The organism is Pontibacter sp. HSC-36F09 (assembly GCF_024171605.1).
Lineage (GTDB): Bacteria > Bacteroidota > Bacteroidia > Cytophagales > Hymenobacteraceae > Pontibacter.
Genome location: NZ_JALKAA010000001.1, coordinates 923,800 through 949,578, shown reverse-complemented (window position 1 = coordinate 949,578; position 25,779 = coordinate 923,800). Strand labels below are relative to the sequence as shown.

Annotated in this window: 23 protein-coding genes and 1 tRNA gene; 16 read left to right on the top strand and 8 right to left on the bottom strand. The window is 50.2% G+C overall.

Annotation, left to right across the window (positions count from 1 at the left end; translation table 11 throughout):
• The first annotated feature begins 65 nt into the window (after positions 1-65).
• From L1278_RS04385 to coaE, 8 genes are all read left to right on the top strand, one after another.
• Positions 66-1,166: a Glu/Leu/Phe/Val dehydrogenase gene (locus L1278_RS04385; RefSeq protein WP_253401292.1), complete on the top strand. Its 1,101-nt coding sequence runs from the start codon at positions 66-68 to the stop codon at positions 1,164-1,166.
• Positions 1,167-1,404: 238 nt separating this feature from the next.
• Positions 1,405-2,544, top strand: coding sequence for a transcription antitermination factor NusB (nusB, locus tag L1278_RS04380; RefSeq protein WP_253401290.1), 1,140 nt, complete (start codon positions 1,405-1,407; stop codon positions 2,542-2,544).
• 80 nt (positions 2,545-2,624) lie between these two features.
• Positions 2,625-2,927 (top strand): YtxH domain-containing protein, encoded by a 303-nt coding sequence (locus tag L1278_RS04375; RefSeq protein ID WP_188500682.1) that lies wholly within the window; start codon positions 2,625-2,627, stop codon positions 2,925-2,927.
• Positions 2,928-2,929: 2 nt separating this feature from the next.
• Entirely contained in the window at positions 2,930-3,928 is a 999-nt protein-coding gene (locus tag L1278_RS04370; protein ID WP_253401288.1) for an isocitrate/isopropylmalate dehydrogenase family protein, read from the top strand.
• A 25-nt stretch (positions 3,929-3,953) separates the two neighbouring features.
• Positions 3,954-4,493, top strand: a complete 540-nt coding sequence (locus L1278_RS04365; RefSeq protein WP_253401286.1) for a DUF1573 domain-containing protein — start codon at positions 3,954-3,956, stop codon at positions 4,491-4,493.
• A 32-nt stretch (positions 4,494-4,525) separates the two neighbouring features.
• On the top strand, positions 4,526-4,828 hold the full coding sequence (yajC, locus tag L1278_RS04360; RefSeq protein ID WP_253401284.1) for a preprotein translocase subunit YajC: 303 nt from the start codon (positions 4,526-4,528) through the stop codon (positions 4,826-4,828).
• A gap of 12 nt (positions 4,829-4,840) precedes the next feature.
• Positions 4,841-5,818: a hypothetical protein gene (locus tag L1278_RS04355; RefSeq protein ID WP_253401282.1), complete on the top strand. Its 978-nt coding sequence runs from the start codon at positions 4,841-4,843 to the stop codon at positions 5,816-5,818.
• Positions 5,819-5,823: 5 nt separating this feature from the next.
• A complete protein-coding gene (gene coaE / locus L1278_RS04350) occupies positions 5,824-6,429 on the top strand; it encodes a dephospho-CoA kinase (RefSeq protein WP_253401281.1) in 606 nt (201 codons plus the stop codon).
• A gap of 724 nt (positions 6,430-7,153) precedes the next feature.
• On the opposite strand, the gene L1278_RS04345 is transcribed toward coaE, so the two are convergent.
• Positions 7,154-7,228 (bottom strand) — tRNA-Val (locus L1278_RS04345).
• Between the two features lie 203 nt (positions 7,229-7,431).
• Here L1278_RS04345 and L1278_RS04340 point away from each other — a divergent pair.
• The gene (locus L1278_RS04340; protein WP_253401279.1) at positions 7,432-9,930 is read left to right on the top strand and encodes a DUF3971 domain-containing protein; all 2,499 of its coding nucleotides are present in this window, start codon (positions 7,432-7,434) and stop codon (positions 9,928-9,930) included.
• A gap of 391 nt (positions 9,931-10,321) precedes the next feature.
• Here L1278_RS04340 and L1278_RS04335 read toward each other — a convergent pair whose 3' ends face one another.
• Positions 10,322-11,548, bottom strand: coding sequence for a Glu/Leu/Phe/Val dehydrogenase dimerization domain-containing protein (locus L1278_RS04335; protein ID WP_253401277.1), 1,227 nt, complete (start codon positions 11,546-11,548; stop codon positions 10,322-10,324).
• 438 nt (positions 11,549-11,986) lie between these two features.
• Between L1278_RS04335 and L1278_RS04330 the strand changes: the two genes are divergently transcribed.
• A complete protein-coding gene (locus L1278_RS04330) occupies positions 11,987-12,295 on the top strand; it encodes a helix-turn-helix transcriptional regulator (RefSeq protein WP_076421268.1) in 309 nt (102 codons plus the stop codon).
• A gap of 165 nt (positions 12,296-12,460) precedes the next feature.
• Here the strand turns inward: L1278_RS04330 and L1278_RS04325 are convergent, their stop codons facing one another.
• Positions 12,461-12,868 (bottom strand): hypothetical protein, encoded by a 408-nt coding sequence (locus L1278_RS04325; RefSeq protein WP_253401275.1) that lies wholly within the window; start codon positions 12,866-12,868, stop codon positions 12,461-12,463.
• Between the two features lie 203 nt (positions 12,869-13,071).
• Positions 13,072-14,349, bottom strand: a complete 1,278-nt coding sequence (gene hemA / locus L1278_RS04320) for a glutamyl-tRNA reductase (protein WP_253401273.1) — start codon at positions 14,347-14,349, stop codon at positions 13,072-13,074.
• Positions 14,350-14,461: 112 nt separating this feature from the next.
• Between hemA and L1278_RS04315 the strand changes: the two genes are divergently transcribed.
• On the top strand, positions 14,462-15,637 hold the full coding sequence (locus tag L1278_RS04315; RefSeq protein ID WP_253401272.1) for an ATP-binding protein: 1,176 nt from the start codon (positions 14,462-14,464) through the stop codon (positions 15,635-15,637).
• Positions 15,638-15,836: 199 nt separating this feature from the next.
• A complete protein-coding gene (locus L1278_RS04310; RefSeq protein WP_253401270.1) occupies positions 15,837-16,772 on the top strand; it encodes a GNAT family N-acetyltransferase in 936 nt (311 codons plus the stop codon).
• Positions 16,773-16,801: 29 nt separating this feature from the next.
• On the opposite strand, the gene L1278_RS04305 is transcribed toward L1278_RS04310, so the two are convergent.
• From L1278_RS04305 to dusB, 4 genes are all read right to left on the bottom strand, one after another.
• Entirely contained in the window at positions 16,802-17,254 is a 453-nt protein-coding gene (locus tag L1278_RS04305; protein ID WP_253401268.1) for a hypothetical protein, read from the bottom strand.
• A gap of 10 nt (positions 17,255-17,264) precedes the next feature.
• On the bottom strand, positions 17,265-19,253 hold the full coding sequence (locus L1278_RS04300) for a Na+/H+ antiporter NhaC family protein (RefSeq protein WP_253401267.1): 1,989 nt from the start codon (positions 19,251-19,253) through the stop codon (positions 17,265-17,267).
• Positions 19,254-19,414: 161 nt separating this feature from the next.
• A complete protein-coding gene (locus L1278_RS04295) occupies positions 19,415-20,260 on the bottom strand; it encodes a DMT family transporter (protein WP_256488470.1) in 846 nt (281 codons plus the stop codon).
• Positions 20,261-20,509: 249 nt separating this feature from the next.
• The gene (gene dusB, locus L1278_RS04290; protein ID WP_253401265.1) at positions 20,510-21,499 is read right to left on the bottom strand and encodes a tRNA dihydrouridine synthase DusB; all 990 of its coding nucleotides are present in this window, start codon (positions 21,497-21,499) and stop codon (positions 20,510-20,512) included.
• Positions 21,500-21,552: 53 nt separating this feature from the next.
• Here dusB and L1278_RS04285 point away from each other — a divergent pair, with 53 nt between their 5' ends.
• From L1278_RS04285 to L1278_RS04270, 4 genes are all read left to right on the top strand, one after another.
• Positions 21,553-22,518 (top strand): CPBP family intramembrane glutamic endopeptidase, encoded by a 966-nt coding sequence (locus L1278_RS04285; protein WP_253401263.1) that lies wholly within the window; start codon positions 21,553-21,555, stop codon positions 22,516-22,518.
• A 45-nt stretch (positions 22,519-22,563) separates the two neighbouring features.
• Positions 22,564-23,391 (top strand): phosphatidate cytidylyltransferase, encoded by an 828-nt coding sequence (locus L1278_RS04280; RefSeq protein WP_253401261.1) that lies wholly within the window; start codon positions 22,564-22,566, stop codon positions 23,389-23,391.
• Between the two features lie 94 nt (positions 23,392-23,485).
• Positions 23,486-24,760 carry a Glu/Leu/Phe/Val dehydrogenase gene (locus L1278_RS04275; RefSeq protein WP_253401259.1) on the top strand — a complete coding sequence of 425 codons (1,275 nt, stop codon included), beginning with the start codon at positions 23,486-23,488 and terminating at the stop codon, positions 24,758-24,760.
• Between the two features lie 121 nt (positions 24,761-24,881).
• On the top strand, positions 24,882-25,565 hold the full coding sequence (locus L1278_RS04270) for a phosphatidylserine decarboxylase family protein (RefSeq protein WP_188500665.1): 684 nt from the start codon (positions 24,882-24,884) through the stop codon (positions 25,563-25,565).
• Positions 25,566-25,779 lie beyond the last annotated feature (214 nt).

Here is a 25,779-nt window from a genome sequence, read left to right as displayed (position 1 = left end):
AAACGGGAGGCACTTCCTCCCCGTCTACTTACAAAGATAGGACAACCCTTAATTTAAATTCATAAATGGTCGAACTAAAAGAAGTTGAACTGAAGAAAGACGATTCTATCTTCGGTCAGATATCAGAGTATAACCATGAGAAAGTAGTTTTCTGCCACGACCACGAGACTGGCCTGAAAGCTATCATTGGTATCCACAATACGGTACTTGGCCCGGCACTGGGTGGCACACGTATGTGGTCTTATGCTTCTGATGCTGAAGCGCTGAATGATGTGTTGCGTCTTTCGAGAGGTATGACCTATAAGGCTGCCATCTCCGGGCTGAACCTGGGTGGCGGTAAAGCTGTAATCATCGGCGATGCTAAAAAAGATAAATCAGAGGCCCTAATGCGCCGTTACGGTCGCTTTGTGAAGAACCTGAACGGTGCTTACATCACGGCCGAAGACGTAGGAACCACTACCAAAGATATGGAGTACATCAAGATGGAAACAGATCACGTAGCTGGTCTTCCAGAAGCGATGGGTGGTGGCGGAGACCCGTCTCCGGTTACTGCTTACGGTACGTACATGGGTATGAAAGCCGCCGCCAAGAAGGTGTATGGCTCTGACTCACTGTCAGGCAAGAAGATCTCTGTGCAAGGTGTTGGTCACGTAGGTGGCTACCTGGTAGAGCTGCTGGCGAAAGAAAACGCCCAGATCTTCATCACCGACATCTACGAAGACCGTCTGCGCGAGATTTCTGCCAAGTACAACGCAAAGGTGGTGGGCATGGACGAGATCTATGACCTGGACGTGGACATCTACTCGCCATGTGCGCTGGGAGGTACCATCAACGACGACACTCTGAACCGCCTGAAGTGCCAGGTGATTGCGGGCAGCGCCAACAACCAGCTGCGCGACGAATCCATTCATGGTCCTGCGCTGATAGAAAAAGGCATCGCATACGCTCCGGACTTCCTGATCAATGCGGGTGGTCTGATCAACGTGTACTCTGAGCTGGTTGGCTACAACCGCGAAAGCGCTTATGCTCAGACAGAGCGTATCTACGGCTATACTCTGGATATTTTTGAGAAGGCTGAGAAAGAGGGCATCCACACGCAGCTGGCCGCTACCAAGATGGCAGAGCAGCGTATCAACGCCATTGGTAAAGTAAAGTCCACTTTCTAGGCCTTTCCTTTTGATCTTATTCAAAACAAAAGTGCTGCATTAACCTGTAGCACTTTTGTTTTACTACATACCATATTTATTGGCGCACAGGTTCGTCTTTGCGTATACCTTTACCAGCGGCAGCTATACCTGTCTGCTGCTTTGGAGCCACGGCACCGACTATAGTAAAACACATATCAACCAACACGTTCTTTAAAATACCATTATGCTCAACCGCAGAACACTTCGAATCAAGGCTATGCAAGCCATTTATGCCTACAAACAGGCCGAAGGTTCGGATTACCAGCTGGCACTTGATCAGATAGCAGAAGACTTTGCCCCAGACCTGAACTCTATGGAGGTGCAGGACCGCAAGCTGCTTGAAGGCCGCAAACAAATTGCCCAGTTGCTCTTTAAGGAATGGCACGAAACCGGCCAGTTTGAAACAGAGGAGACCGACAAAGAGATAATTGATGCGGTAAACAGAGCTGTTGTAACTTATAAGAACCTCACCAAAAAAGATTACAAGCAATACAGCAGCCAGATGATGAGCGCTGTGGAGCGCATTTACGACCACTACCTGGGCACCCTGCAGATTCTGGAGCTGATCAATGAACTGGTGAAAGATGAGGAGGAGAAGAAGGAGAAACGTTTTACGGCTGCCACTGGCCCTGATGTAAAGCGCTTTCTGAACAACCGGGTGGCGCAACGCATCCTCACCAACAAGTCATACCAGCAACACATCATTCGTCGCAACATCAGCTGGGGCTCCGACATCAGCGAGATTCGCCTCGTTTATAAGAACGTCCTGAAGCAGGATGAAGTGTTTCTAAACTACCTGGCACTGCCCGAGCCCACGCTCGAGGAGGACCTGGAAGTGGTGAAACATATTTTCAAAAACATTATTTTTAAAGAAAAAAACTTACAATCTTTGTTTGAAGAGCAGGATTTGAACTGGGTGGAGAACAAATCCATCGTGAAAAGCCTGGTCAACAAGACTGTCAAGATGTTTGGCGAAGAGACCGAAGAGGAGCCCTTATTATTGGATCTTTCGGCTAACTGGGAAGACGACAAGGCCTTCTTTGAGGAGCTCTACCACCAAACCCTGCAGGATGATGAAAAGTACGAGGCCATGATTGCCGCAAGTGTGAAGAACTGGGATGTGGAGCGTGTGGCCCTGCTTGACAAGATCATCCTGAAGTTGGCGCTTTGCGAAATGCACATCTTCCGAAGCATACCCGTTAAGGTGACCATCAACGAATATATAGAGATCTCAAAGCTGTACAGCACACCAAAGAGCAAGCAGTTTGTGAACGGTGTACTGGACAAGATGGCCCAAGAGCTGACTGCAAAAGGAGAGATCCGCAAGTCAGGCCGTGGTTTGATCGACAACAAATAAGGTATTGTCCGTCTTTACGCCCCATTATACCGTAATAGTGGGTAACGACATACCTAATATATAAGTATAGAGATAATCCTATGAGTAAAACGAGCAATATCCTGTTTTTCGTTTCTGGAGCCGCTGTAGGAGCTGCAGCAGGTATCCTGTTTGCACCAGAGAAAGGTAGAGAGACACGCAGCTGGCTGAGCTACCGCCTTGAGAAATACCGCGATACCCTTTCAGACCTGCTGGAAGAACTGGTGGAAGACCGCAACCGTGTGACTTCAAGCGCAAAATCCGAAGGACAGCGTGTGATACAGGACGCAAAAGACAAAGCCGAGAAGCTGCTGGGCGATGTCGATTCACTTATCAACGAGATTAACAGCAGGAAAGAAATATAGACATGAGAGAGATTACACTGATTCCCGGCGACGGGATTGGACCAGAGATTACAGAAGCTGTTAAAGCCGTTTTCAGTGCCGCTAACGTGCCCGTAACCTGGGAAGAGGAAAATGCAGGACAGACCACCTTCGACTCGATGGGTGAACTGATTCCTTCTACACTGATTGCCTCCCTTAAGAAGAACAAAGTGGCCCTGAAAGGCCCTATCACTACGCCGGTTGGCAAAGGCTTTAAGAGCATTAATGTGCAGCTGCGCCAGATGTTCGATTTGTACTCCAATGTACGCCCTGCCAAGACAACGCCAGGTGTAAATACACGCTTCGATAACGTGAACCTGGTGCTGTTCCGCGAGAACACCGAAGGCCTGTACTCTGGCCTTGAGATGTTTGACGAGCGCCTGCAGATCTCTGACTCAGTAGCCCGCCTCACACGCGTAGGCTGCCGCAAGATCATCCGTGCCGCGTTTGAATACGCTAATAAGCACAACTGCAAGAAGGTAACGGCTGTTCACAAAGCCAACATCCTGAAAAGCGCCGGCGCCCTGTTCCTGAGCGAAGCCAGCGAGATATCCAAGGAATATCCGCACATCCAGTACGACGACAAGATCATCGACAATATGTGCATGCAGCTGGTGATTAAGCCAGAGCAGTTCGACGTGATCGTAACCACCAACCTGTTCGGTGATATCCTTTCTGACCTGTGCGCGGGTCTGGTAGGCGGTCTGGGTGTCGTGTCCGGTGCCAACATCGGCAGCGACATGGCCATTTTCGAAGCCGTACACGGTTCTGCTCCTGATATTGCAGGCCAGGGCAAAGCGAACCCAACTGCATTGCTGCGCTCGGCCATCATGATGCTGCACCACATCGATTTGAAAGATGAGGCGTACCGCATTGAGACGGCTCTGGATGCAACGCTTGCTAACAGAGAAGAGTGCACAGGCGACCTGGGAGGCAAAGCCGGCACCATGGAATTTGCACAACACATTATTGCGAAACTATAATCAAGCAAAAAGCTGTTTAACTGATATGAAAAAGAACTTCTTATTAGCCCTAGCGCTTGGCACTGCCATGACAGTGACCAGTTGCGACCAGAACAACACGACGGCATCAGAGGCAACTACTGCCGAAGCAACTGCACCTGCAGATCAGCCGCAAGTAGTGGATAACCCGAACGTAGTGCCAACCAGCCAAACGGCCAGCACCGAGAACATGGCGGTAATGAGCTTCGCGACAACCGAGTATGATTTCGGCACCATTAAAGAAGGTGATATAGTAGAGCATACCTTCAAATTCACCAACACAGGCAAGTCGCCGCTGGTAATTGAGAGTGCTTCTGCCTCTTGTGGTTGCACCGCTCCTGACTGGACGAAGACTCCTGTTGCTCCAGGTGAAGAAGGCGAAGTGAAGGTGCGTTTCGATAGCCGTAACAAGCCTGGCCAGCAGTCTCCGACTGTGACGGTTCGTGCCAATACAGAGCCTAACATTGTGCGTGTGTTCATGAAGGGCAACGTAACTTCATCTAGCATCCCAACTGCAGGCGCTGACGGCCCAGTGAAACTCAACTAAAAAATCACGCTCTAAAGAGCACAACCCTTTTTATGCAAACGATATTCCTACAAGCCGCACCAGACGGTGGCATGCTGCCACAGCTCCTGATGTTCGGCGCTATTATCCTTGTTTTCTATTTTTTCATGATCCGTCCGCAGCAGAAAAAAGCGAAGGACCAGAAAAAATTTCGTGAAGAGCTGACCAAAGGTATGCAGGTCGTGACAATAGGCGGACTGCATGGTCGTTTAACAGCTGTTAACGATGACACCGTAGAGATAGAAGTAGACAAAGGCGTGCGTCTTTTGTTTGAGAAATCTGCTATCTCGCTGGAAGCTACTGCTAAAGTGAAATAAGGATAAGACACCTTGTCGTTTGAGAAAGCCCGAAATATCATTTTATGGTTTGTAAGGCCATTTAAGCCCCAAACAGAGCACTACTGGAGAATTGTAGTGCTCTGTTTTGTGGCGGCTTCTACTTTCTGGCTGCTCAATGCCCTCAACAAAAGCTACTCTACCCAGACCTCCTACCCGGTGCGCTTTGTGTACAACGAACAGCGCCTGGTTCCAATCAGTCCACTGCCTGAAGAGGTAGCGGTAAACGTTACCGGCCGTGGGTGGAAACTCCTTCGCAAAGCACTTAGGGTAGAAGTACAGCCCGCAGAGGTCTACATCCGTAGCCTTCCCCGCAACAATTATCTGCTTGGCTCCGCCTTAAGACCTGCTCTGGTGAATGCCATGGACGGTCTGCAGCTTAACTTTGTTGTAACCGATACCCTTTTCTTTAACTTCAATGAGAATGTGACGCGCCGCATCGCGCTGCAGCTCGACCCTGCTCAGAAAGTGACAGGCGAACGCCACGCCATGCTACGCCCTGTCCGTATTGATCCGGACACCATTACTTTCCGAGGACCATCCTCCATGGTCGATAGTTTGCCAAGCCCTTTTATTTTGCGTTTGCCGATCACCAACCTGACTGAGTCGGCTAAGATCGTGGTGCCCATCGAGTATGATAACAAGTCGCTGGTGAAGGCGGATATAACAGAGGCCACTGTTTCGGCAAGGATAAAGCCACTACAACAGCGCGAACACCAGGTTGTGCCGGAAATGGTGAATGTGCCCTTGAATACCGAGGTAACCTTGCGTCCGCAGGTGGTGCTGATTCGCTACCTCGCACTCGAAGATTCAGCGGCCGTCATTAACTCCGAAGCATTCAAGGCCATTGTAGATTTCTCCAGGTATAGCCGCCTCGACTCCACAGTGGCACCCGAACTTGTGCAGAAGCCTGCCGGTGCCCGCAGCATTACACTCTGGCCTGAGCGCATCAAAGCCGTCTTAAAAAAATAAAGCGCATGCTCAGGATAGGTATAACCGGCGGAATAGGCGTAGGCAAAACCATTGTATGCCGCGTGTTTCAAGTGCTGGGTATACCTGTGTATGACGCCGACACCCGCGCCAAGTGGGTGATGCAATACGACCTTGCACTGAAGCAGGAACTGCAGGCGGCCTTTGGGCAGGAAACCTATACCTCGGAAGGGCATTTGGACCGTGCCTATCTGGCATCAGTAGTCTTCAATAATCAGGAACGGCTGGACAAGCTTAATGCCTTGGTGCATCCGCATGTAGGCCTTGACTTTGAGCGCTGGGCTGAGGTCAATGCAAATGCCCCTTACCTAATCAAGGAAGCTGCTCTGATGTTTGAATCAGAATCGTGGCGGCAGATGGATGAGATCATTGTCGTGACTGCCCCGCTGGATGTGCGCCTCAAGCGACTGCTTAAACGCGACCCACACCGCACAGAAGCTGATATAAAAGCGATCATCAGCAAGCAGCTGAGCGAAGAAGAAAAAGTATCCCGGGCACAGCACATTGTCTACAACGACGACCAACAACTTATAATACCCCAGGTGCTTGCCCTGCACAAGCAATTTCTTTCCAGGTCAGGTATAGCTGGGTAGAATCTAAAGTACACTCTCATCCCGCGACATAGTATAGTCTATACCTATACCTTCAGCTAGGCCTTCCCCAAATTAATAACCAGATAAAGTCTTCTTGAGCAGCTTTCTGTCCTTACTGCCCTGTGCAGGCATATAAAACAAATTGAGATTACGATTTCAGAGGCAATCCCTTATAAGGGAATCCATTCAGGAGAGTAATGAGCCTGTGTGAATCCTGTTTGGAAAATGCACACCGGTACAGCCTATACGGAGGAGTTCTGAATGCTTAGAGCTAGGCAGTTTAGTACTAGAAAAGACCATCCCTTTGAGGACAAGGAAGAACGGGAATCCAAAACTTGCGGCAGAGGGCCAATAGGAGCGTATGCCTTTAAGAGAGTCTTACACCAAATGCCAACACCCTTCACTGAGCTACGCCTGCAAATTTCAAACTTGATTTCTCACATGTCTTCAAGGAGAGAATATGGGTATAGCCCTACAGAGTTTTGCTGCCAACAATTGGTGGTAAAGTTTAGGACCTAACAGTCTTCGCATGCTTAGGAGCTATGAAATTTGCAGGCATATTATACCTTCTTGAAAGCGAGGTTTGAAACCTTACTATCTTCTGTATATTTTATTCGAAATCAGGCCGTTATACAGTAAGCTGGGGGGAGGTTTGCTTGTTGAAGTATAGCGCTTCAGAAAAGTATGGACATAAAAAAAGGACAACTTTGCAGTTGTCCTTTTGTGGGGCGTACTGGATTCGAACCAGTGACCCCCTGCTTGTAAGGCAGGTGCTCTGAACCAGCTGAGCTAACACCCCATTTTCTCGTTTTGAAGACCTGTTGTCCCCTTTTGATGATGCAAATATGGGGTGTTTTTTTGGAACTGCAAAACATCTGCTAAAAAAATCTTAAAATTTTTTTTCGAGCCGCATCGCCTATTGTGCACGTGTGAATACTGCAGTACCTTTAGCTTTTGTAAGATGCTTAAAATCTGAACTTTCTCTTGGGACGAAAACGTGTTGTGAAAAAAGTGCTATTTTATGTCGCCCTGGCAGCAGTGGCGATCACAGGCATTTCGGCAGGGCTGGTGTATGCGTACCAAGATAAAATAATCGGACTCTTTGTGGCCGAAGCCAATAAGCATATCACGACAAAGGTAGACGTCGGCAAAATTTCGCTTTCCCTTTTCGATAAGTTTCCGCAGGTGGCTGTGGCCCTCGAACAGGTAAACGTGCACGAAGGTATAGCAGACAGTGACTCGTCGCTGGCAAGGGCCGAGAAGTTGTATTTCACGTTCAGCGTGTTCGACATCATCCGGGGAAGGTATGACGTGAAGCAGCTATACCTGGAGAACGGCTCCATCCATGTGCGCGTGCTCAAAAACGGGCAGGTCAACTACCATATCCTGGCAACCGACTCCAGCAATTCGTCCGGTGATTTCGCCTTCCATCTGGAGAAAATCCACCTGAGCCGGGTCGCGCTGCGCTACACCGACCTCCAACTGAACCACTACATCCAAGCCGATGCGCAGCAATTAGATGCGGCTATGGCGATCACCAACGATAAGATAGCCCTTGAAACAAAAGGAAACGCCACGATCAGCACCATCCGGATAGTTGAGAGTGAATTCTTCAAGGGGAAGTCTGTAGCGCTGCACACAGCGCTGACAATAGACCGCACCGCGCGCACCATTGCCTTGCGACCCTCTGTTGTGCAGGTAGAGGGTGCTGCCTATGAAGTAGGCGGGCAAATTGCCTATGGCGGCACTACGGAACTCGACCTGCAAATGCAGGGTAAAGACACCAACATACAGTCGCTGCTCTCGTTGCTGCCCCAACATATTACACGTGAGTACAGCCAGTACCGCAGCGAGGGAGACGTCTTCTTCAAGGGCACTGTAAAAGGCAAGGCATCCGGCAAGCAAAACCCGGAGGTAGCTTTTGAGTTTGGCGCACGCAACGCCTCTTTCTTTCACCCTGACACCAAGCAGAAAATTGAAGGCCTGCACCTGGATGGATACTTTACGAATGGCGCCAGTAAGAGCGCTGCAACGTCGTTGCTGGAGCTGAAGAACCTGAAAGGCATCCTGAACAAGCGTCCTTTTGAGGGGAGTGTAACTTACCGCAATTTTGAGAACCCCTACCTGGCTTTCAGTGCCAAGGGCATGCTGGATGTGGGCTATGTGGTGAGCCTGCTACAGCTTGAAGAGGTGAAAAGCGGAAGCGGCCTGGCGGATGTGCGCATCGCCTTTGCAGGTAACCTAAAAGAGTTCAAGGCCAGGCCGGGCAACAGCACGCTCAACACAAGCGGCGATATCACGCTGCATAACGTGATGCTGAACCTCAAGGAAATGCCGATGCCATTGAGTGGCTTAAACGGAAACTTCATTTTCAAAAAGAATGATGTAGCGGTGTCGGATTTCAAAGGCCAACTCGGCGATTCGGACTTTGTGCTGAACGGAATGTTTCGCAACGTGATGGCCTGGTTGCTGCTCGATAAACAACGCCTACTTGTTGAAGCCGACTTCAGCAGCCAATACCTCAACTTTGACCAGTTGCTGAGCGAAGAGCTGAATACCCCAGCCGATGCCAGGCAGACTGGCAGTGCTGCTTATAAGTTTAACATCTCGCCCGATATTGCCTTCGACCTGGGTGCCACTATCCGGCAGGCAAAGTTCAGGCGCTTCAGAGCGGAGCACATCAAAGGAGAGGTGAAGCTGCGCAACCAGATCGTGTCTTCCCCCAACATCTCGTTCAACGCCATTGGAGGGAACTTCGCCGTACGCGGAAATCTCGATGCCCGCAACCGCGACCACATCAAGGTGAGCACAGCCACCAAGTTGAGCAACATGAGCGTCGACAGTCTGTTCTATGTTTTTGAGAATTTCGGACAGAGCTTTATTTCTGATAAGCAGCTGCGGGGCAGGCTGACAGCCAACATTGTGTCGGACGTTTACTTCGATAGCCAGCTCAACACCAAAACGGACCTCATGCAGGCGGAGATTGCCGCCACGGTGCGCGACGGTCAGCTGATCAACTTTGCCCCGATGCAGAAGATGTCGGCCTTCGTGAAGCGGTCAGAACTGGCGAATATGAAGTTTGCAGAGCTCAGCAATAACTTCTGGATACAGCAGCGCACCATCTTCATTCCGGAGATGGACATTCGTTCCAACCTCTCGGCTATACCTTCGGTGTCTATCTCCGGTACCCATACCTTCGACCAGGACATGGACTATCGTATCAAGCTGCCTCTTACGAAAGATCGCCGGCCTGACCGTGACAGCGTTTACGGTGTGGTGGCTGAGGATACAGATGCAGGGAACAGCTCGCTTTTCCTGACCCTGCGCGGCAAGGAGAACGACTTTAAGCTGGCGTACGACAACGAGCGTGTGCGCGAGAAGATCAAAACCGATCTGAAACAGGAAGGCCAGGAACTGAAGGATCTGCTGCGCGGCAAAAAGCCAGTGAAACAGGAAAAGAAAGTGGAGCTGCAGGAAGGTGAATATTTTGACTTTGATTAGGTCAGAAGTAAAGCAGCTATACCTGATAAGTCCCTTAGCAGATCTACGGCATAGAGCAGAGGCTATGAGGATAATAGATGTTGTATTGTAAAAATTATATTTTACTTACATCCTTTGTTAACTAACGTCTACAGTACAAAAGAAAGTGTTTGTTAAAAAAATGCTGTTTATTGTATAACCCGCGTAGCGTTCGGTCGTTAGATAAAACAAAATTACAATAATGGTTTGTATGGGTTTTTGGGAATAGATTTGATAAATACTGCAGTGTTACTTGGTAAGGTCCTATCTTGTTAAGAAAGGCGTTGCAGTTTGAAAATATAAGGGTGAAAAAAAAGCCGGAGTTTCTCCGGCTTTTTTATTTATAACTGGGCCCAACAGGCGCTATATAAAATTACAGCAGTTGGCTGAGTGCTATCTCGAAAGAGGCCTTGGCGATCTCTGTTTTCGCCTGATTCTTAGTATGTGTTTTTTCCAAAGCTTCCCGGATGACACGCGAGATGTCGTGGAAAATGGCATCGTCCGTAATCTCTACCTCGTTCTCCATCAGGTAAGCGAACACCCGCGCCATACCACAGTTGGCGATAAAGTCAGGTATAACCGATATGTTTTGATCGGCGAACTCACCGGTAGGGCCGAAGAATATCTCCGGATCTTGGAATGGCACATTGGCTCCGCAGGAGATTACCTCCAGTCCGCTGGCGATCATTTGCTCGAGTTGTCCGCGCGTCACCAGGCGTGATGCAGCGGCAGGTATAAAGATCTCGGCAGGGAGTGACCAGATGCGGTTGTTCATCTCTTCGAATGGGATCAGGTTCTCTGCATACAGGGTGTTGCCCTGTCGGCCCAGGTATAGCTCGCGGATCTCATCAAAGGAGAAGCCTTCTTCCCTGATCAAGCCGCCCGTCCGGTCGATGATACCGACAATCTTAACGCCCTTGCCAGCCAGGTAGAAGGCAGCAGCAGCGCCTACATTTCCCCAACCCTGAATGATGGCGCGCTTGCCTTCATACGAGCCACCCCAAATTGTATAGTAATGACATACAGCTTCGGCCACACCATAACCTGTAATCATATCGGCTATTGTATACTTGCGGGTTGCCGCCGGGGTATAAGCCGGATCTTCAATTACTTTGATCACGCCCTGGCGCAGTTGGCCTACTTTGTTGATCTTCTGCGGCTCAGTGGCGTTAAAGTGCCCGTTCACCACACCTTCCTGCGGGTGCCACAGGCCATAATCTTCCGTAATCGGTATCACTTCGTGTATCTCGTCCACGTTGAGGTCGCCGCCCGTGCCATAGTAGCTTTTGAGCAGTGGAATAACAGCCTTGTACCAGCGCTCCAGCACGCCGCGCTTCCGCGGGTCGGCCGGATCGAAGTTTATACCTGACTTAGCCCCGCCGATGGCAGGACCTGATACGGTGAACTTCACTTCCATGGTTTTGGCCAACGATTCTACCTCGCGCTTGTCCAGGCCTTTGCGCATGCGGGTGCCACCACCGGCTGCACCACCGCGCAGCGAGTTGATCACCACCCAGCCTTCTGCCTCAGTCTCAGCATCTTTCCACTCAAATACTATCTCAGGACGTTTATTCTCAAATTTTTCGAGAAGCTCTTTCATGGGTTTGTTTGTAGTTAAGGGTTTACAGACCGCAAAGGTACAAAATTACCCCGGAGCGTACAGGGCTATGAAATCTTATACCTATCCAGGCGTATATATTGTACTGTGCTGGGAATACACGTTGCGACACTGAATTTTCGGTGAACAGCTTTACGTATTGGACGTTTCACGGAGGAAGGCAATTAGGAAAAGGCTATATAGTAATCTATCAACATTAAGTATTTCCTATATCCAATTTTAATTTTTATACGTACATGTACTCAATTCATCATTCAGGATGTATCTGACAAGGAGTGTGTTGTGTTATGAGGGCTTCAGAAGAAAATTTTAAAATTCCTTTGGAGCTACATCAGCCAAATGTCGCGGTTGCCGTATATATCTTAATATGAATTGTATTGTTTAAATGTATGTAGAAACTGTTAGGTATAATTATTAATTATGAAAAGTTTGTTATCTAGAATTGAATCTAAGAAAATAGATAAGGCGGCAGCCATGCTGAAAGTGTTGGCACACCCGAAGAGACTGGCGATAGTGGACTTGCTCGGCAAGGAGGATAAAATGACTGTTACGGAAATTTATAAGTATCTGGACCTGCCACAGGCTATTGCTTCCCAGCATTTGATTACACTGAAGGACAAAGGGGTCCTGTCTTCCTTTAAGGTTGGCACCAAAATTTACTATTCCCTTGCCATTCCAAAGCTGATTGACGTGATCGATTGCCTGGAAGAATGCTGCATTGATATTTAGTAATCCGCCCAGGTGCTGAGGCACCGAGTATTACATTCATAGAAAAGCCAAAGGTCTCCGTTCCCTTCGTAAAATGAAGCAGACGGGGACCTTTGGCTTTTTTTATACTAAATAAAACAGGCGGTTCACGAAGAACCGTGCAAAGTAGTTTTTTGTGGCTGAGGCTTAGAGTAAAATTTTATCGCCTGTCTCTTTCTGCTTTTTTGCTTTCACTTCCTTCTTGGTGGGAGCAGCGGCAGACTTTTCCTTCTTCATGGCCTTTTCAACTTCACGCTTCAGTATCTCGTGGCCTTCGTGGGTAGTGGCGGCAGAAAGTGCCACGGCATCGGTGCGGCGCACGACACGGGCTGAAGTGGAGGCAACGTGCGGCTTTGAAGTAGCTACCCACTTGGCGTCCGCATCTGCATAAGCATCCGCTGGTTTATCAGCCACCATCTTAAAGTCTGACTTCCGGATCGGGGCAATGCCATCATTGGCAATGTCGCGCTCTGTCAGCATAAATGAGTGGCTGGTGCAGGAGCTGAATAACAGAACAACAGTAATAAAGGATAGGAGGGCGGAGATGTTTTTCATTTTTACTGCACTAAGGGTATAAGATGGACTTTGTTTGCTGCTGTTCTCGTAGCTTGGATCGAAATTTCTTCTGGTTAAAGCAAATATCTTATATGAATATTTATATGTGCAAAGATATGTAAAAATATTTATATGTTGCAAGTTTAGACATAAAAAAAGCTGACCTTTTTGGAGTCAGCTTTCTATTATTTAAGGTTTTGTTGCTATTGGTGAGAATCTGCCGGTTGCTTTTCCAGATCAAACAGGTCGTTCAGCAGATCGATCAGTGTTTCGGCTTCACCGCGCTTGCACGCCGCTTTCAGTTGCAGCACTGGCAGCTTAATTACTTTCTGCATCATCGACTTGGTGATGTTATCAACCAGTTTAGCCTCTTTCGGGCCTAGCTTTTTCATATAGCGGGCCATCTCTTCTTGGCGGATCGACTCCAGCGCGTTTTTCAGCTTGTTGATAGTAGGTGATACCATCATCTCCTTCGACCAGTCGTTAAACTGTTCGATCGACTCTTCGATGATAGCGCGTACCTGCGGCACAGAGTTAATGCGCTGCTGTAGGGCAGCAGATGCTTTATTTTGTATCGTATCGATGTTGTAAACCAGTACGCCAGGCACGGCTTCTGCCTCGGCCTCCACGCTGCGCGGCACAGACAGGTCTATAAAAAACTTAAACGTGAGCACGTTTAGGCGCTGGATCATTTCTTTGGTAAAGAAAGGGGTTTCGCGAGCCACCGATGAGATGATCACGTCTGCCTCTTTCAAACCCTGCACGATATCTTCAAACGGAAGCACAGTCATACCGCACTCGTCCACCAGGACCTGCGCCTTGGCCATGGTGCGGTTGGTGATAGTGACGTGTTGGTAGCCTTTGTCTTTGAGATGACGGCACACATCTGCACCAATCTCGCCTACTCCCACCACCAGGATCTTGGGCTCAGCCACCACATCAGCAGTCAGTTCCTCGATCAACTCAATGGCAGCGTAAGAAGTAGAGGCGGCACCATCGCGGAAGGCAGTCTCCTGCACAACGCGTTTGTTGGTGAAGAAGATGGTGTGCATCAGGCGGTGCAGGAACGGACCGGCGGTCTCGTTGTCGGCCGCCCACTGGTACGACTGCTTCACCTGGTTGGTGATCTGCATATCGCCCACCACCTGCGACTCCAGCCCCATGCTTACCTCAAATAAATGCTGAACGGCACCGTTGTGCTCGTTGAGGATCGTAAAGTAGTCGAGGTATTGGGTAATGTTGTCTATGCCTTTGGTGATGCCAAGCAGCTTCACAATTTCGGTGCTATAATCCACATCGGAGTTATAGTACACTTCGGTGCGGTTGCAGGTAGAGAGCACCAGTATGTCAGAAGCCTGAATAAAGCTCTTCAGCGTCTGAATAAATTGCCTGCATGAGTTCTCATCTAAGGCAATCAGCTCCCTGATATCCAGCGGTGCTTTCTTGTAGGACAGGCTGATTGCTTTAAAGTTCTGAAGCATAACTTTCGTTCGGAATACTAAAGTGCAAAATTACGGCTTTGCTTATTAAAAAGAAACTTACTTGACCTTATTAATTAATTTCTACTAATTTCAGATAATTTTCGCGCACCGCATGATTCCCATTTACGCCCAGAAAAACAGAATAAAGTTTCTTGTCGTTATTGTCGCGCTCTTTATCGGGGCGGTAACTATTACGTACACTAACGTATTAGTGAGCAAATTGTCTGAAAGAGAGCAGGAATTGGTGCAGCTTTATGCCAAGGGGTTGCGCTACATGATCAATGCTCCCAGCGATGACAACATCGTCTTCATTGAAGAGGAGATTCTCTCATCCAACCACACTATACCTGTTATCCTGACAGACGAGAACGAAAACATTCTCGATTTCAAGAACATCAACCTGCCTGACAACATTTCGGAGGAGCGCAAAAATGAACTGTTGCAGCGCGAGATTGCTCGCATGAAGGCGCAGCACGCCCCGATTATCGTGCCCTGGGCGGAGGGCTCTGAAAACTACGTCTTCTACAAAGACTCGGACCTGCTCTCACAACTGCGTTACTATCCCTATGTGCAGCTGATGGTGATCGCCTGCTTTGCCCTAATGGCTTACTTCGCTTTCAGTTACTCCCGCAAGGCCGAGCAAAACAGAGTATGGGTGGGGCTGGCCAAAGAAACCGCGCACCAACTGGGTACGCCGCTTTCCTCGCTCATGGCCTGGTATGAGTACATGAAGTCCAGCCCGAAGTTCGAGAACGAGCCCATCACGGCGGAGCTTTGGAAAGACATCCGGCGTCTGGAGATCATCACGGAGCGCTTCTCCAACATCGGTTCGGTGCCGCTGCTACGTGACGAAAATATTCTGCAGGTAACGGAGAACGCGATCGGCTACCTGCAAAACCGTATTTCAAGCAAGGTGGACTTTACGGTAGCGTCAAACTTTGCCCCCGAAATCACAGCCAAGGTAAATGTGCCGCTCTTCGACTGGGTGATCGAAAACATCTGCAAAAATGCGGTCGATGCGATGGAAGGTCGCGGCAGTATCCGGCTACAGCTCTCGCTGCTGGGTAAAAGTCAGATTGCCCTCGACATCAGCGATACAGGTAAAGGTATACCGAAGAGCAAAATGGATTCCGTATTTTTGCCGGGATTTACAACCAAAAAGAGGGGCTGGGGCTTGGGACTGGCGCTGGCCAAGCGCATCATCGACAACTACCACGAAGGTAGGCTCTACGTCAAGTCCTCCGAGATCGGCAAAGGCACCACCTTCCGGATCGTGCTGAACAGGTGATTTTAAGTTTGAGAATTGAGGGGTGGGCTGGAAAGTGGAAGGTATAAATGTAGCGATGTTACACCATAACATCGTTGCCAGGTATAGCAGTGGGGACAGGTCGCGACCTGTCCGCTTTTTTGCAGGTATAGCCCACATCACAGGTATAGTTTTTTAAGCAAACAGAGTATCCATCAGAGATAAGCCTTTTCGGGAAGCAATGGTAGCAGTAGTCAGGTATAGCGATAGGTATAAGTCGGAGTGGAATGCTTTTGTAAAGGCCTCCAAGAACGGCACGTTCCTGTTTCTTCGCGACTACATGGAGTATCATGCCGACCGCTTCGAAGACCACTCGTTGTTGTTCTGCCACAAAGACAAACTGGTGGCGGTGCTGCCGGCCAACGCTACAAACAATGAGCTGCACTCGCACGCAGGGCTGAGCTACGGGGGGCTGGTAAGCAGCAGGAAAATGAAAAGTCCGTTGATGTTACAGGTGTTTGAGGCCCTGATCAGGTATAGCCGGGAGCAGCATTTCAAGACACTTTATTACAAAGCCATCCCGCATATCTACCATCAACTGCCAGCTGAAGAAGATCTATATACCTTGTTCAGGTATGGGGCCACGTTGTACCGCCGGGATGTGAATTCCGTCATCGCCCTGGGCAACAGGTTGCCATATAATCAATTACGCAAAAGACAAATTAATAAAGCAACTAGCTATGCATTGGAGGTACGTGAAAGCCAAGACTACGGAACTTACATGCAGATGGCGAGCCAATTACTAAGTGAAAAGTACCAACTTAGCCCTATTCACACAGCAGAAGAGCTAATGCAGTTAGCTCTTAATTTCCCTACAAACATTAACCTCAAAGCTGTTTATGAAGGTGAAGAAATAGTAGCTGGTATGTTAATTTACGAATCACCTACTGTTGCCCACAGTCAGTACATTTGCTCTAACGTGCGTGGTCAGAAGTTAGGAGCACTAGACTTCTTAACAGATCATCTTCTAACGCAGGTATACCCACACAAAAAGTACTTCAGCTTCGGCATTTCCACAGAGCAGCAGGGGCTATACCTGAACGAGGGCCTGGTCAACTACAAAGAGAGCTATGGCGCCCGCACCGTTGTGCACGATTTTTACCGGCTGGACTTTTAACTTTCGGTAAGAAAGGTGCGTTCGTAAATCTACTCCAAATCGAGCTGCCTGCCTTCGGCTTTGGCCTGTTCATCCAGCTGCGTACCAACCGCTATACCTACCCCTATCCCAATTGGCAAGCCCAGTCCAATAAAGGCAAAGTTCTTCAGCGCTACGGAGAACACAACACCGAAAGGAATCCCTAATGCCGATATGCCAAGTGCCAGCCATAGTTTCTGGTAGTGCTTTTGAGGCACCAGTTTTAACTGCTTTTCCACCAGCTTGAGAATGAAGCTTCGGGTTTTCTTCAGCCGGGCAGCGTACAGAGGTGCTGGGATGTCCGGGCTGTTGAGTGGCTCAATTTGCTGCGCGATAGTAGCGGCTATACCTTCCGGAATGGCTTTGCTGTTCAGCGCATCGATCAACTGTTGCATGCGACCAAACTCTTCCGCCAGTTTATCATTCTGTGTCAGGTCCTCTCGTTGTTGCAGCTTTGGAATCATCGTCTCTTTTCTAGTTTGCTACTTCAGCCAGCGCGGGCGTGTGTTCTACTTTTTTACCAAACAGCCTGATGATGCCCCACAGTACGGCAATTCCTATGAGGTATACTAAAAACCAATTCACGCCCCAGCTTGAAAGTGAGGTGCAGACCAAGTTGGCAACCAGCGCCACAGTAATGGCATAAGGCAGCTGCGTCTTCACATGGTCGATGTGGTTGCAGCCCGAGGCCAGGGAACTGAGAATGGTGGTATCGGAAATAGGGGAGCAGTGGTCGCCAAATACGGCACCGGCCAGCACTACCGAAATTACGTTGTACATGATCGGCATGGTCTCCTCCACGCTCATGCCATGCTGCTGGCTTACATACCAGGTGGCAGGCAGCATCAGCGGATATAGAATGGCCATGGTGCCCCAGCTCGAGCCAGTTGAAAAGGCTATGATGCCAGCCAGGAAAAAGGTAATCTCAGGGAGCCAGCGCGGCGAAACATTGCCAGAGAAAAGCGAGGTGAGGTACTCGGCCGTGTAAAGCTCTTTGGTTACCTGCGCCAGCGACCAAGCCAGGATCAGGATCAGCATGGCCGGCAACATCGTTTTAAAGCCCGTCAGCAGCGATTCCATCGTTTCGTAGATGCTCATGATGCGCTGGCTCACTGTAAGGACTATCGCCACAACCACCCCTGAAAGTGATGCCCAGATCAGTGCGGTATAGGAGTTGGAATCGCCGATGGTGATGGAGAGTTTTCGGAAGAAGCCTATACTTGGGTCAGCCCAGGTTTCGGGATTATAACCCGTGTAGAGCAGGCCGATGACGGTTCCGAAAATAACCACCAGAACAGGTATCAACGCATTAAAGGCGCGGCTTCGGTCAGGGTCAATGGCTTCGAACTCGGCCATTTCCAGGTGTTGGCGGGCGTCGCTGCGGCTGTCGGGACGGTGGTTGCTCACGGCGCCTGTCGTGCGGGCGCGGCGCTCGGCTTTGTACATCAGTCCATAATCGCGGTTCATCCAGATCAGCATCAGCATAAACACCAGCGTGAGCACCGGGTAGTAGGCATACTGCAGGGAGTTTAAAAACATCGAATAAGCCCCCTCCTCTATACCCAGCGTGACAGTGGCATCCTTGATATAGCCCAGCTCAGCGCCGATCCAGGTGGTTACGAACGCGATGGCGGCCACAGGAGCGGCGGTGCTGTCCACGATGTAGGCCAGTTTTTCGCGCGACACGCGGTGCTTGTCTGTAACGGGGCGCATGGTGTTGCCTACGATCAGGGAGTTGGCGTAATCGTCAAAAAAGATGGCGACACCCAAAACCCATGTTACTAGCTGCGAGCTCCGGGCGGAGTGTGCGTAGCGCGAGAGCTTGTTCACGACGCCTGCCATGCCCCCGTTTTTGGAGATAATGGCCACCATGCCGCCTATCAGCATCGAGAAAATGACGACGGAAATATGATCCCGATCGGTGAGGGCACCAACAAGATAAGTGTCGGCCACGGCTAACAGGCTGGTGAAAAATGCCTTCAAGGAAAGGCCGTAGATCACAAAACCACCTACCCAGATACCGGCAAAAAGCGACAGCAGCACCTCCCTGAAAATAAGGGCCAGGATGATAGCAATAAGTGGCGGCAGTATGGAGAGCCACATCGGGAAGTGGCGCACGCCGTGCTCGGACTCGGCATCGAGACGGTATAGGCGGGCTATGGTATGGGTGCCGATATTGGCGCTCACCTGTACCAGGTTAGCCTTTTGAGGTATAGAGAAGCGGGCCTCGCCTTCCGTAAAGCTGATTTCCTGCAAGTCGCCGTTGATGCGCACCGACAGGGGGCCGCTATACCTGACCAGGTTGCCCGACTCGTTGGTGACGTGCAGCATAAAGGCCGTATCGTTCACGGCCTGCAGCTTGAGCTCCTGTATGGCAAGTTCTGAATTGTCTTCCTGTGCCGTTGCCTGAAAGGAGAGAAACAGCAGCAGCGCAAGACTCAAAAGGGTTTGTAATAACCTCATAGGGTGGTTGGGTCGGTTCTTGTAAACCCTTAAATAAGTAAATTATCGAGAGATTAGAAAATTCTGATACTGGCATATCTTGCCGGGATGAAATAAAACAGCCTCTGCCCGGGTAGGACAGAGGCTGCTGATGAAGGTATAGCCTTATTGATTCTCGGAAATTACTTTGCCCGGTTCACAATAAACACCCCTGCCAGAATGATAACCATGCCCACATAGTGCCAAAGATGAATTTCCTCGCCGTCCAAAACTCCCCACATAAGCGCCACTACAGGTATAAGGTAGGTGGTGGAGCTGGCAAACAGGGTGGTGGAGATGTGGATCAGTTTATTGAAGAGCACCAAGGCGATGGCTGTACTGAACACGGCCAGTATGGCAATGTACATCAGCGCTTCCCAGGCGCCCGGCACATGGTGAAGTTTGTACCAGAAATCGGTGGTGAACAGGTATACGAGTGCAACAGGACCCACTGTGAGCAAAGCCAGACTGGAAACAGCAATCGCCTTGATGCCGTGCAGTCGGAACTTGATGAGGTTGGCGCTGATACCGTAGAAAATGGTGGCCAGCACGATGTACAGCCCATAGTACATGTTGTCGAGTTCGGCGTTGCCATTGCCTGAGAAGATGAGCACAGCCGTACCCGCTATACCTACCACGATGCCGAGCATGCGCATCCAGGTGATAGACTGGCCAAACAAGGCGGCACCTACCAGCAACGTGAACAGGGCTGTTAGCGAGTTGAGTACGCCAGCCAGCCCACTGGCCAGGCGTGTCTCAGCGATGGCAAACAGAAAAGCCGGGAGGAAGTTGCCAAGAAGACCGCTGCCCAGCAGAAACTTCCAGCGTCCCGGTTCCACCTTGCGCACATTCTTGATAGCAAAGGGCAGTAACGCGGTACAGGCAATGACCATACGCAAAGCCCCCAGCTCACCGGAAGAGTAAACGACCAGGCCTTTCTTGATGAGTATAAAAGAGGTGCCCCAGATCAGGGCGAGTATTACGACCAGTATCCAGGCAATAGCCGGTGTGCTTGTTTGCTCATGTGGGGGAGAAGGTATCGTTTTGATAAGAATATGTTTAGAAGTTAGAGAGTTTAAGAGTTGGATGTTGGACTTCTAAACTCGTCAGCAAATATAAAAGGAGTTGAAGTCTCAACACGTATGCTGATGCTCCAACTCCTTAATTAATTTTGGCAGGAGTTCAAATTCTTTAACTCGTCACTCCTAAATTCCTAAACTCTCTGACTCCTCAACTGGTTAGGCTTCCTCATACGCCATGGTATGGGCGATCTCGTCCAGCGTGTCGTAAATTTCCTGGATGTCTTCGGACTGCACCAACTTCATGCGCAGCGGCTTAAAGTGTGGCAGACCGCGGAAATAGTTGGTGTAGTGGCGACGCATCTCGAAAATACCCAGCTTATCACCCTTCCACTCCAGGGAGTGCGTGAAGTGCTGGCGGCATACTTCTACTCGTTCCTCCAGTGTCGGCGCTGGCAATACTTCACCGGTGGCCATGTAGTGCTTGATCTCATTGAAAATCCAGGGGTGCCCAATAGAGGCGCGGCCAATCATAATACCGTCTACGCCATACCTGTTCTTGTACTCGAGCGCCTTCTGCGGCGAGTCGATGTCGCCGTTGCCAAAGATCGGGATATGCATGCGCGGGTTGTTCTTCACCTCGGCAATCAGGCTCCAGTCGGCTTCGCCTTTATACATCTGCACGCGGGTGCGGCCGTGGATGCTCAGGGCTTTTATACCTATATCCTGCAGTCTTTCGGCCGTCTCCACGATGTATTTTGTGTCCTCGTCCCAGCCCAGGCGCGTCTTCACGGTCACGGGCAGGTGGGTGGCTTTTACAATCTCCTCGGTCATCTTCACCATCTTGGGCACATCGCGTAGCAGCGCGGCGCCGGCGCCCTTGCAGGCCACGTTCTTCACAGGGCAACCGTAGTTAATGTCGATCAGGTCGGGGCCTGCCTGCGACGACACGATGGCGGCCTCGCGCATCGAGTCGATGTCGGAGCCGAAGATCTGGATGCCGATCGGGCGTTCGTAGTCAAAAATGTCGAGTTTTTGCACACTTTTGGCGGCATCACGTATCAGACCCTCAGAAGAGATGAACTCGGTATACATCAGGTCTGCCCCGTTGGCCTTGCACACTTTTCGGAAAGGCGGATCGCTCACGTCTTCCATAGGAGCCAGCAGCAGCGGAAACTCGCCCAGTTCTATGTTCGCTATCTTTACCAAAGCAAAATTTAAAATTTCACGTAAATTTACGTCAATTAAACCTAATCTTCTCTATGAAAGGTTTCATCTCCGAAGATCGACACCCATTTTTAGTGCTGCTGTTGTTGCTGGCATTTATGCTGGGCGGCTATTTTGTGGCCAGTTTCATATACCTGGCGCTAGTAACGACGGTGCTCGGAATCGAGGTGATCGACCTGACCAATCTGCTGGCTAACCCGACGGAACATCCGGAAGCTGCTGATGCGCTTTTGTTCTTTCAGGGCCTGGTGCAGTTCTGCTCTTTTGTGCTTGGGCCGCTGTTGATGCTGCGACTGGCGGGTGTGAACATCGGCCATTACCTGAACTGGAAACACCTGCCCACGGCGGCGCTACTGCTGTTATCGGGCTTGGTTATCATCTTTATCATGCCGGCCAACTCACTCATCATCAACTGGAACGCTGAGCTTGGTTTGCCAGACTTTATGCGAGGGTTTGAGGAGTGGGCGCGTGCTAAAGAAGATGAACTGGCCGAGCTGACCAAACTGATTGCCAACTTCGGAACCTTGCCGCGCCTGCTGATGGGCCTGTTAGTGATTGCTGTTATACCTGCCATCGGCGAAGAGTTGGTGTTCAGGGGGGTGCTGCAGCGACAGGTGCACCGCTGGTCCGGCAATGCGCACGTGGCCGTGTGGGTGGCAGCCATTATCTTCTCGGCCATACACGTGCAGTTCTTCGGTTTTATACCACGCGTGCTGCTGGGCGCTTTGTTCGGTTACCTATACCTGTGGTCGGGCAATATCTGGGTGCCGATCATCGCGCACTTCTTCAACAATGGCTTCACCGTATTCCTGCTATACCTGCAGCAGACGGGCGCCATCGACTTCAATGTCGAGTCGACGGAGCCGATGCCGGTTATGACCATTCTGATATCGGCGGTGTTGAGTGCGGCCGTAATCTACTACCTTTACAAGCAGTTTATGCAAACGCCTACACGCCCCGAAAGCATAGCCGAAGCCGCAGGAGAGCGGGAGAACAGTTAAATCCAGACAAATCACCCGGCTGATGCTGCCGGCAACCCTTATCGCATGAGCACCAAGCTATCTGCCCTTAGTAATTTACAGCAACGCCTGATTGTCGGAGTATTAGGGGCGGCCCTCTTTATCGGCGGCATCATCTTTAGTGAGTGGACCTTCTTCATTCTGTTTCTGGGGCTCACCGTGCTGGGCACGCTGGAGTTTTACAGACTGGCCGGTGCGGCAGGTATAAAGGCCAACAAGGTATACGGCACCCTATTGGCAGCTGGAATCTTCATTTTCGTTTTCATGTTTGAGCAAGCAGACGCCCCGACCGAACTGCTATACCTTTTCCTGCCGGCCCTTTTCCTGGTTTTTGTACTGGAGCTATACCGTAAACAGCCGCAGCCTTTCACGAACATCGCTTTTACCTTACTGGGCGTGGTCTACATCGCCGTGCCTTTCTCGCTGCTCCAGCTACTGGGCTACCTGCAGGGTGAGTACCGCTGGCAGCCTATCCTGGGGCTGCTTTTGTTGATCTGGTCATCGGATACGGGCGCTTACATCGCGGGCAAAAACTTCGGCAAAAACAAACTCTTCGAGCGCATCTCCCCCGGCAAAACCTGGGAAGGCTGGATTGGTGGCACGATCCTGACGATCATTGTTGGCTGGGTACTGTCCATGTTCTTCCTCGACCTGGAACTCTATCAGTGGATTGGCATAGCGATCATCGTAGCGGTTTTCGGCGTGCTGGGCGACCTAGTGGAGTCCTTGCTGAAGCGGAGCCTGGGCGTAAAGGATTCGGGCACGCTGCTGCCTGGCCACGGAGGCATTCTCGACCGCTTCGACAGCCTGGTGCTGGCCGTTCCGTTTATTGTCGCATTCATTAAAATTTTCTAATTTATTGTTGATTAAGGTGTAGGTGTGTGTATATAATAATTACATAACTTTACCACCATAATTGTTAACCACCGATAAAATCAAGCTTAAAATAATGTTATACAAAGAGCCAGCACCGATAAAGGACAGGGAGAACCCATTTGAATCGATGATGTCGCGTTTCAACATCGCGGCAGAGATCCTTGGGTTGGATGAGGAAGTTTACAATGTACTCAAAACGCCAACGCGTCAGGTGATCGTGAACGTACCTGTTACGATGGACGATGGAAAAGTACGCGTATTTGAAGGTTACCGTGTTATTCACTCCACTATCCTGGGCCCGTCCAAAGGTGGTGTGCGCTTTGCACCAGACGTGTTCCTGGACGAGGTAAAAGCCCTGGCTGCCTGGATGACCTGGAAGTGTGCCGTGGTGGATATACCGTACGGTGGCGCCAAAGGTGGTGTCATCTGCGATCCTTTCTCGATGTCTGCCGGTGAAATGGAGCGTCTGACCAGAGCTTATACCCAGGCGCTGGTGGATACCTTCGGCCCTGACCAGGATATACCTGCGCCTGACATGGGTACTGGCCCACGCGAAATGGCCTGGCTGATGGACGAATACTCCCGCATGAAAGGCTCTACCATACACGCTGTGGTAACAGGCAAACCATTGGTGCTGGGTGGTTCGCTTGGCCGTGTGGAGGCAACTGGCCGTGGTGTAATGGTATCGGCGATGGCAGCCATGGATAAACTGGGTATGGACCCGGCCAAATCAACGGCTGTGATACAGGGCTTTGGTAACGTGGGTGCCTGGGCTGCCAAACTGATGGCCGAGCGCGGTGTGAAGATTCTGGGTGTGAGCGATGTAAGCGGTGCTTACTGGAACGACAACGGCATCGACATCGAAGAGGCCATTGAATACAAAAACAACAACAAAGGCCGCCTGGAGGGCTACAAGAACGCCGAGAAAATCAGCAACGACGAGCTGCTGGTTTCCAAAGTGGACGTGCTGGTGCCAGCTGCTGTGGAGGACGTGATCACGATCAAGAACGTGGACCAGATTCAGGCCCGCCTGATCGTGGAAGGTGCCAATGGCCCCACTTCTTACAAAGCCGACAATATCATCAACGAGAAAGGCATCATGGTGGTGCCGGACATCCTGGCGAACTCCGGTGGTGTAACCGTGTCGTACTTTGAGTGGGTGCAGAACCGCATGGGCTTTAAGTGGACGCTGGACCGCGTGAACGAGCGTGCCGAGCGCATCATGAACGAGTCGTTTGAGCGCGTGTACGCCGCTTCGCAAAAGTACAACGTACCGATGCGTATAGCTGCTTATATTGTGGCCATCGATAAAGTAGCCATGACGTATAAGTTCCGCGGTGGCTTCTAAGCGAAGATTTTTAGTAAAATAATCGAAAGATTATATAATTTTGGAACAGATAATAGCCCATCTACTGAACTGGATGGGCTATTATAACTTATAAAGGACCTGTAGCATTTAGTTTTCACGGATGAAAATTCATAAAGAAGGAAGAAGGATTCTATTTTTTACACTGTTGATTTTGGTGGTACTCAACCTGTTGCTCTACCATTTCAACGCTGACAACAATACCTTCAACAAGATTTTCTCCGGTGTTTCGGTAGTGCTCTTCCTGCTCATTCTGCAATTTTTCCGCAGCCCTTACCGCAATCTGCTGTTGCACGAAGACCTGATCGTGGCACCTGCCGACGGCAAAGTGGTGGTGATTGAGGAAGTAGAGGAGACCGAATACTTCAAAGACAAGCGCAAGCAGATCTCTATTTTCATGTCACCGATCAACGTACACATTACACGCAACCCGGTTTCAGGTATCGTAAGTTACTTCAAATACCACCCGGGTAACTACTTCGTGGCCTGGCACCCGAAGTCGAGCACGCAAAACGAGCGCACCACGGTGGTAGTAGAGTCAACTGCCGGACCCGAGGTGCTCTTCCGCCAGATTGCCGGTGCGATGGCGCGGCGCATTGTGTGGTATGTGAACGAGGGCGATGAGGTAAGCCAGGGCGAGGAGTTCGGTTTCATCAAGTTCGGTTCGCGCGTGGACATCTTTCTGCCGCTGGACACAGAAGTGAAAGTGGAGCTCGGGCAGAAAACAAAAGGCGGCCAGACCGTCATCGCCCAACTCAAGACCGAAACCCCAACATTTTTCGGATAAAATCAGCAATTAGCTTTACAAGCAAAGACCTAAGAAGGCCCCGCCAGAGACGATCTCCGGCGGGGCCTTTTTGCTGATAGGCTATACCTTAGCCAGACCGCTCGTAAATATAAGCAGCCGTTCGGAAGTAAGTTTGACGTTTAAACATTAAATTTACAATGTATAATGACGTGTGTGAGCAGTTAACTAACATTCTTCATTGAAGAACGTTAGG

Coding starts and splice junctions, on each gene's coding strand:
- L1278_RS04385 (WP_253401292.1), top strand. CDS start 66: ATGGTCGAACTAAAAGAAGTTGAACTGAAGAAAGACGATTCTATCTTC.
- nusB (WP_253401290.1), top strand. CDS start 1,405: ATGCAAGCCATTTATGCCTACAAACAGGCCGAAGGTTCGGATTACCAG.
- L1278_RS04375 (WP_188500682.1), top strand. CDS start 2,625: ATGAGTAAAACGAGCAATATCCTGTTTTTCGTTTCTGGAGCCGCTGTA.
- L1278_RS04370 (WP_253401288.1), top strand. CDS start 2,930: ATGAGAGAGATTACACTGATTCCCGGCGACGGGATTGGACCAGAGATT.
- L1278_RS04365 (WP_253401286.1), top strand. CDS start 3,954: ATGAAAAAGAACTTCTTATTAGCCCTAGCGCTTGGCACTGCCATGACA.
- yajC (WP_253401284.1), top strand. CDS start 4,526: ATGCAAACGATATTCCTACAAGCCGCACCAGACGGTGGCATGCTGCCA.
- coaE (WP_253401281.1), top strand. CDS start 5,824: ATGCTCAGGATAGGTATAACCGGCGGAATAGGCGTAGGCAAAACCATT.
- L1278_RS04335 (WP_253401277.1), bottom strand. CDS start 11,548: ATGAAAGAGCTTCTCGAAAAATTTGAGAATAAACGTCCTGAGATAGTA.
- L1278_RS04330 (WP_076421268.1), top strand. CDS start 11,987: ATGAAAAGTTTGTTATCTAGAATTGAATCTAAGAAAATAGATAAGGCG.
- L1278_RS04325 (WP_253401275.1), bottom strand. CDS start 12,868: ATGAAAAACATCTCCGCCCTCCTATCCTTTATTACTGTTGTTCTGTTA.
- hemA (WP_253401273.1), bottom strand. CDS start 14,349: ATGCTTCAGAACTTTAAAGCAATCAGCCTGTCCTACAAGAAAGCACCG.
- L1278_RS04315 (WP_253401272.1), top strand. CDS start 14,462: ATGATTCCCATTTACGCCCAGAAAAACAGAATAAAGTTTCTTGTCGTT.
- L1278_RS04310 (WP_253401270.1), top strand. CDS start 15,837: ATGGTAGCAGTAGTCAGGTATAGCGATAGGTATAAGTCGGAGTGGAAT.
- L1278_RS04305 (WP_253401268.1), bottom strand. CDS start 17,254: ATGATTCCAAAGCTGCAACAACGAGAGGACCTGACACAGAATGATAAA.
- L1278_RS04300 (WP_253401267.1), bottom strand. CDS start 19,253: ATGAGGTTATTACAAACCCTTTTGAGTCTTGCGCTGCTGCTGTTTCTC.
- L1278_RS04285 (WP_253401263.1), top strand. CDS start 21,553: ATGAAAGGTTTCATCTCCGAAGATCGACACCCATTTTTAGTGCTGCTG.
- L1278_RS04280 (WP_253401261.1), top strand. CDS start 22,564: ATGAGCACCAAGCTATCTGCCCTTAGTAATTTACAGCAACGCCTGATT.
- L1278_RS04275 (WP_253401259.1), top strand. CDS start 23,486: ATGTTATACAAAGAGCCAGCACCGATAAAGGACAGGGAGAACCCATTT.
- L1278_RS04270 (WP_188500665.1), top strand. CDS start 24,882: ATGAAAATTCATAAAGAAGGAAGAAGGATTCTATTTTTTACACTGTTG.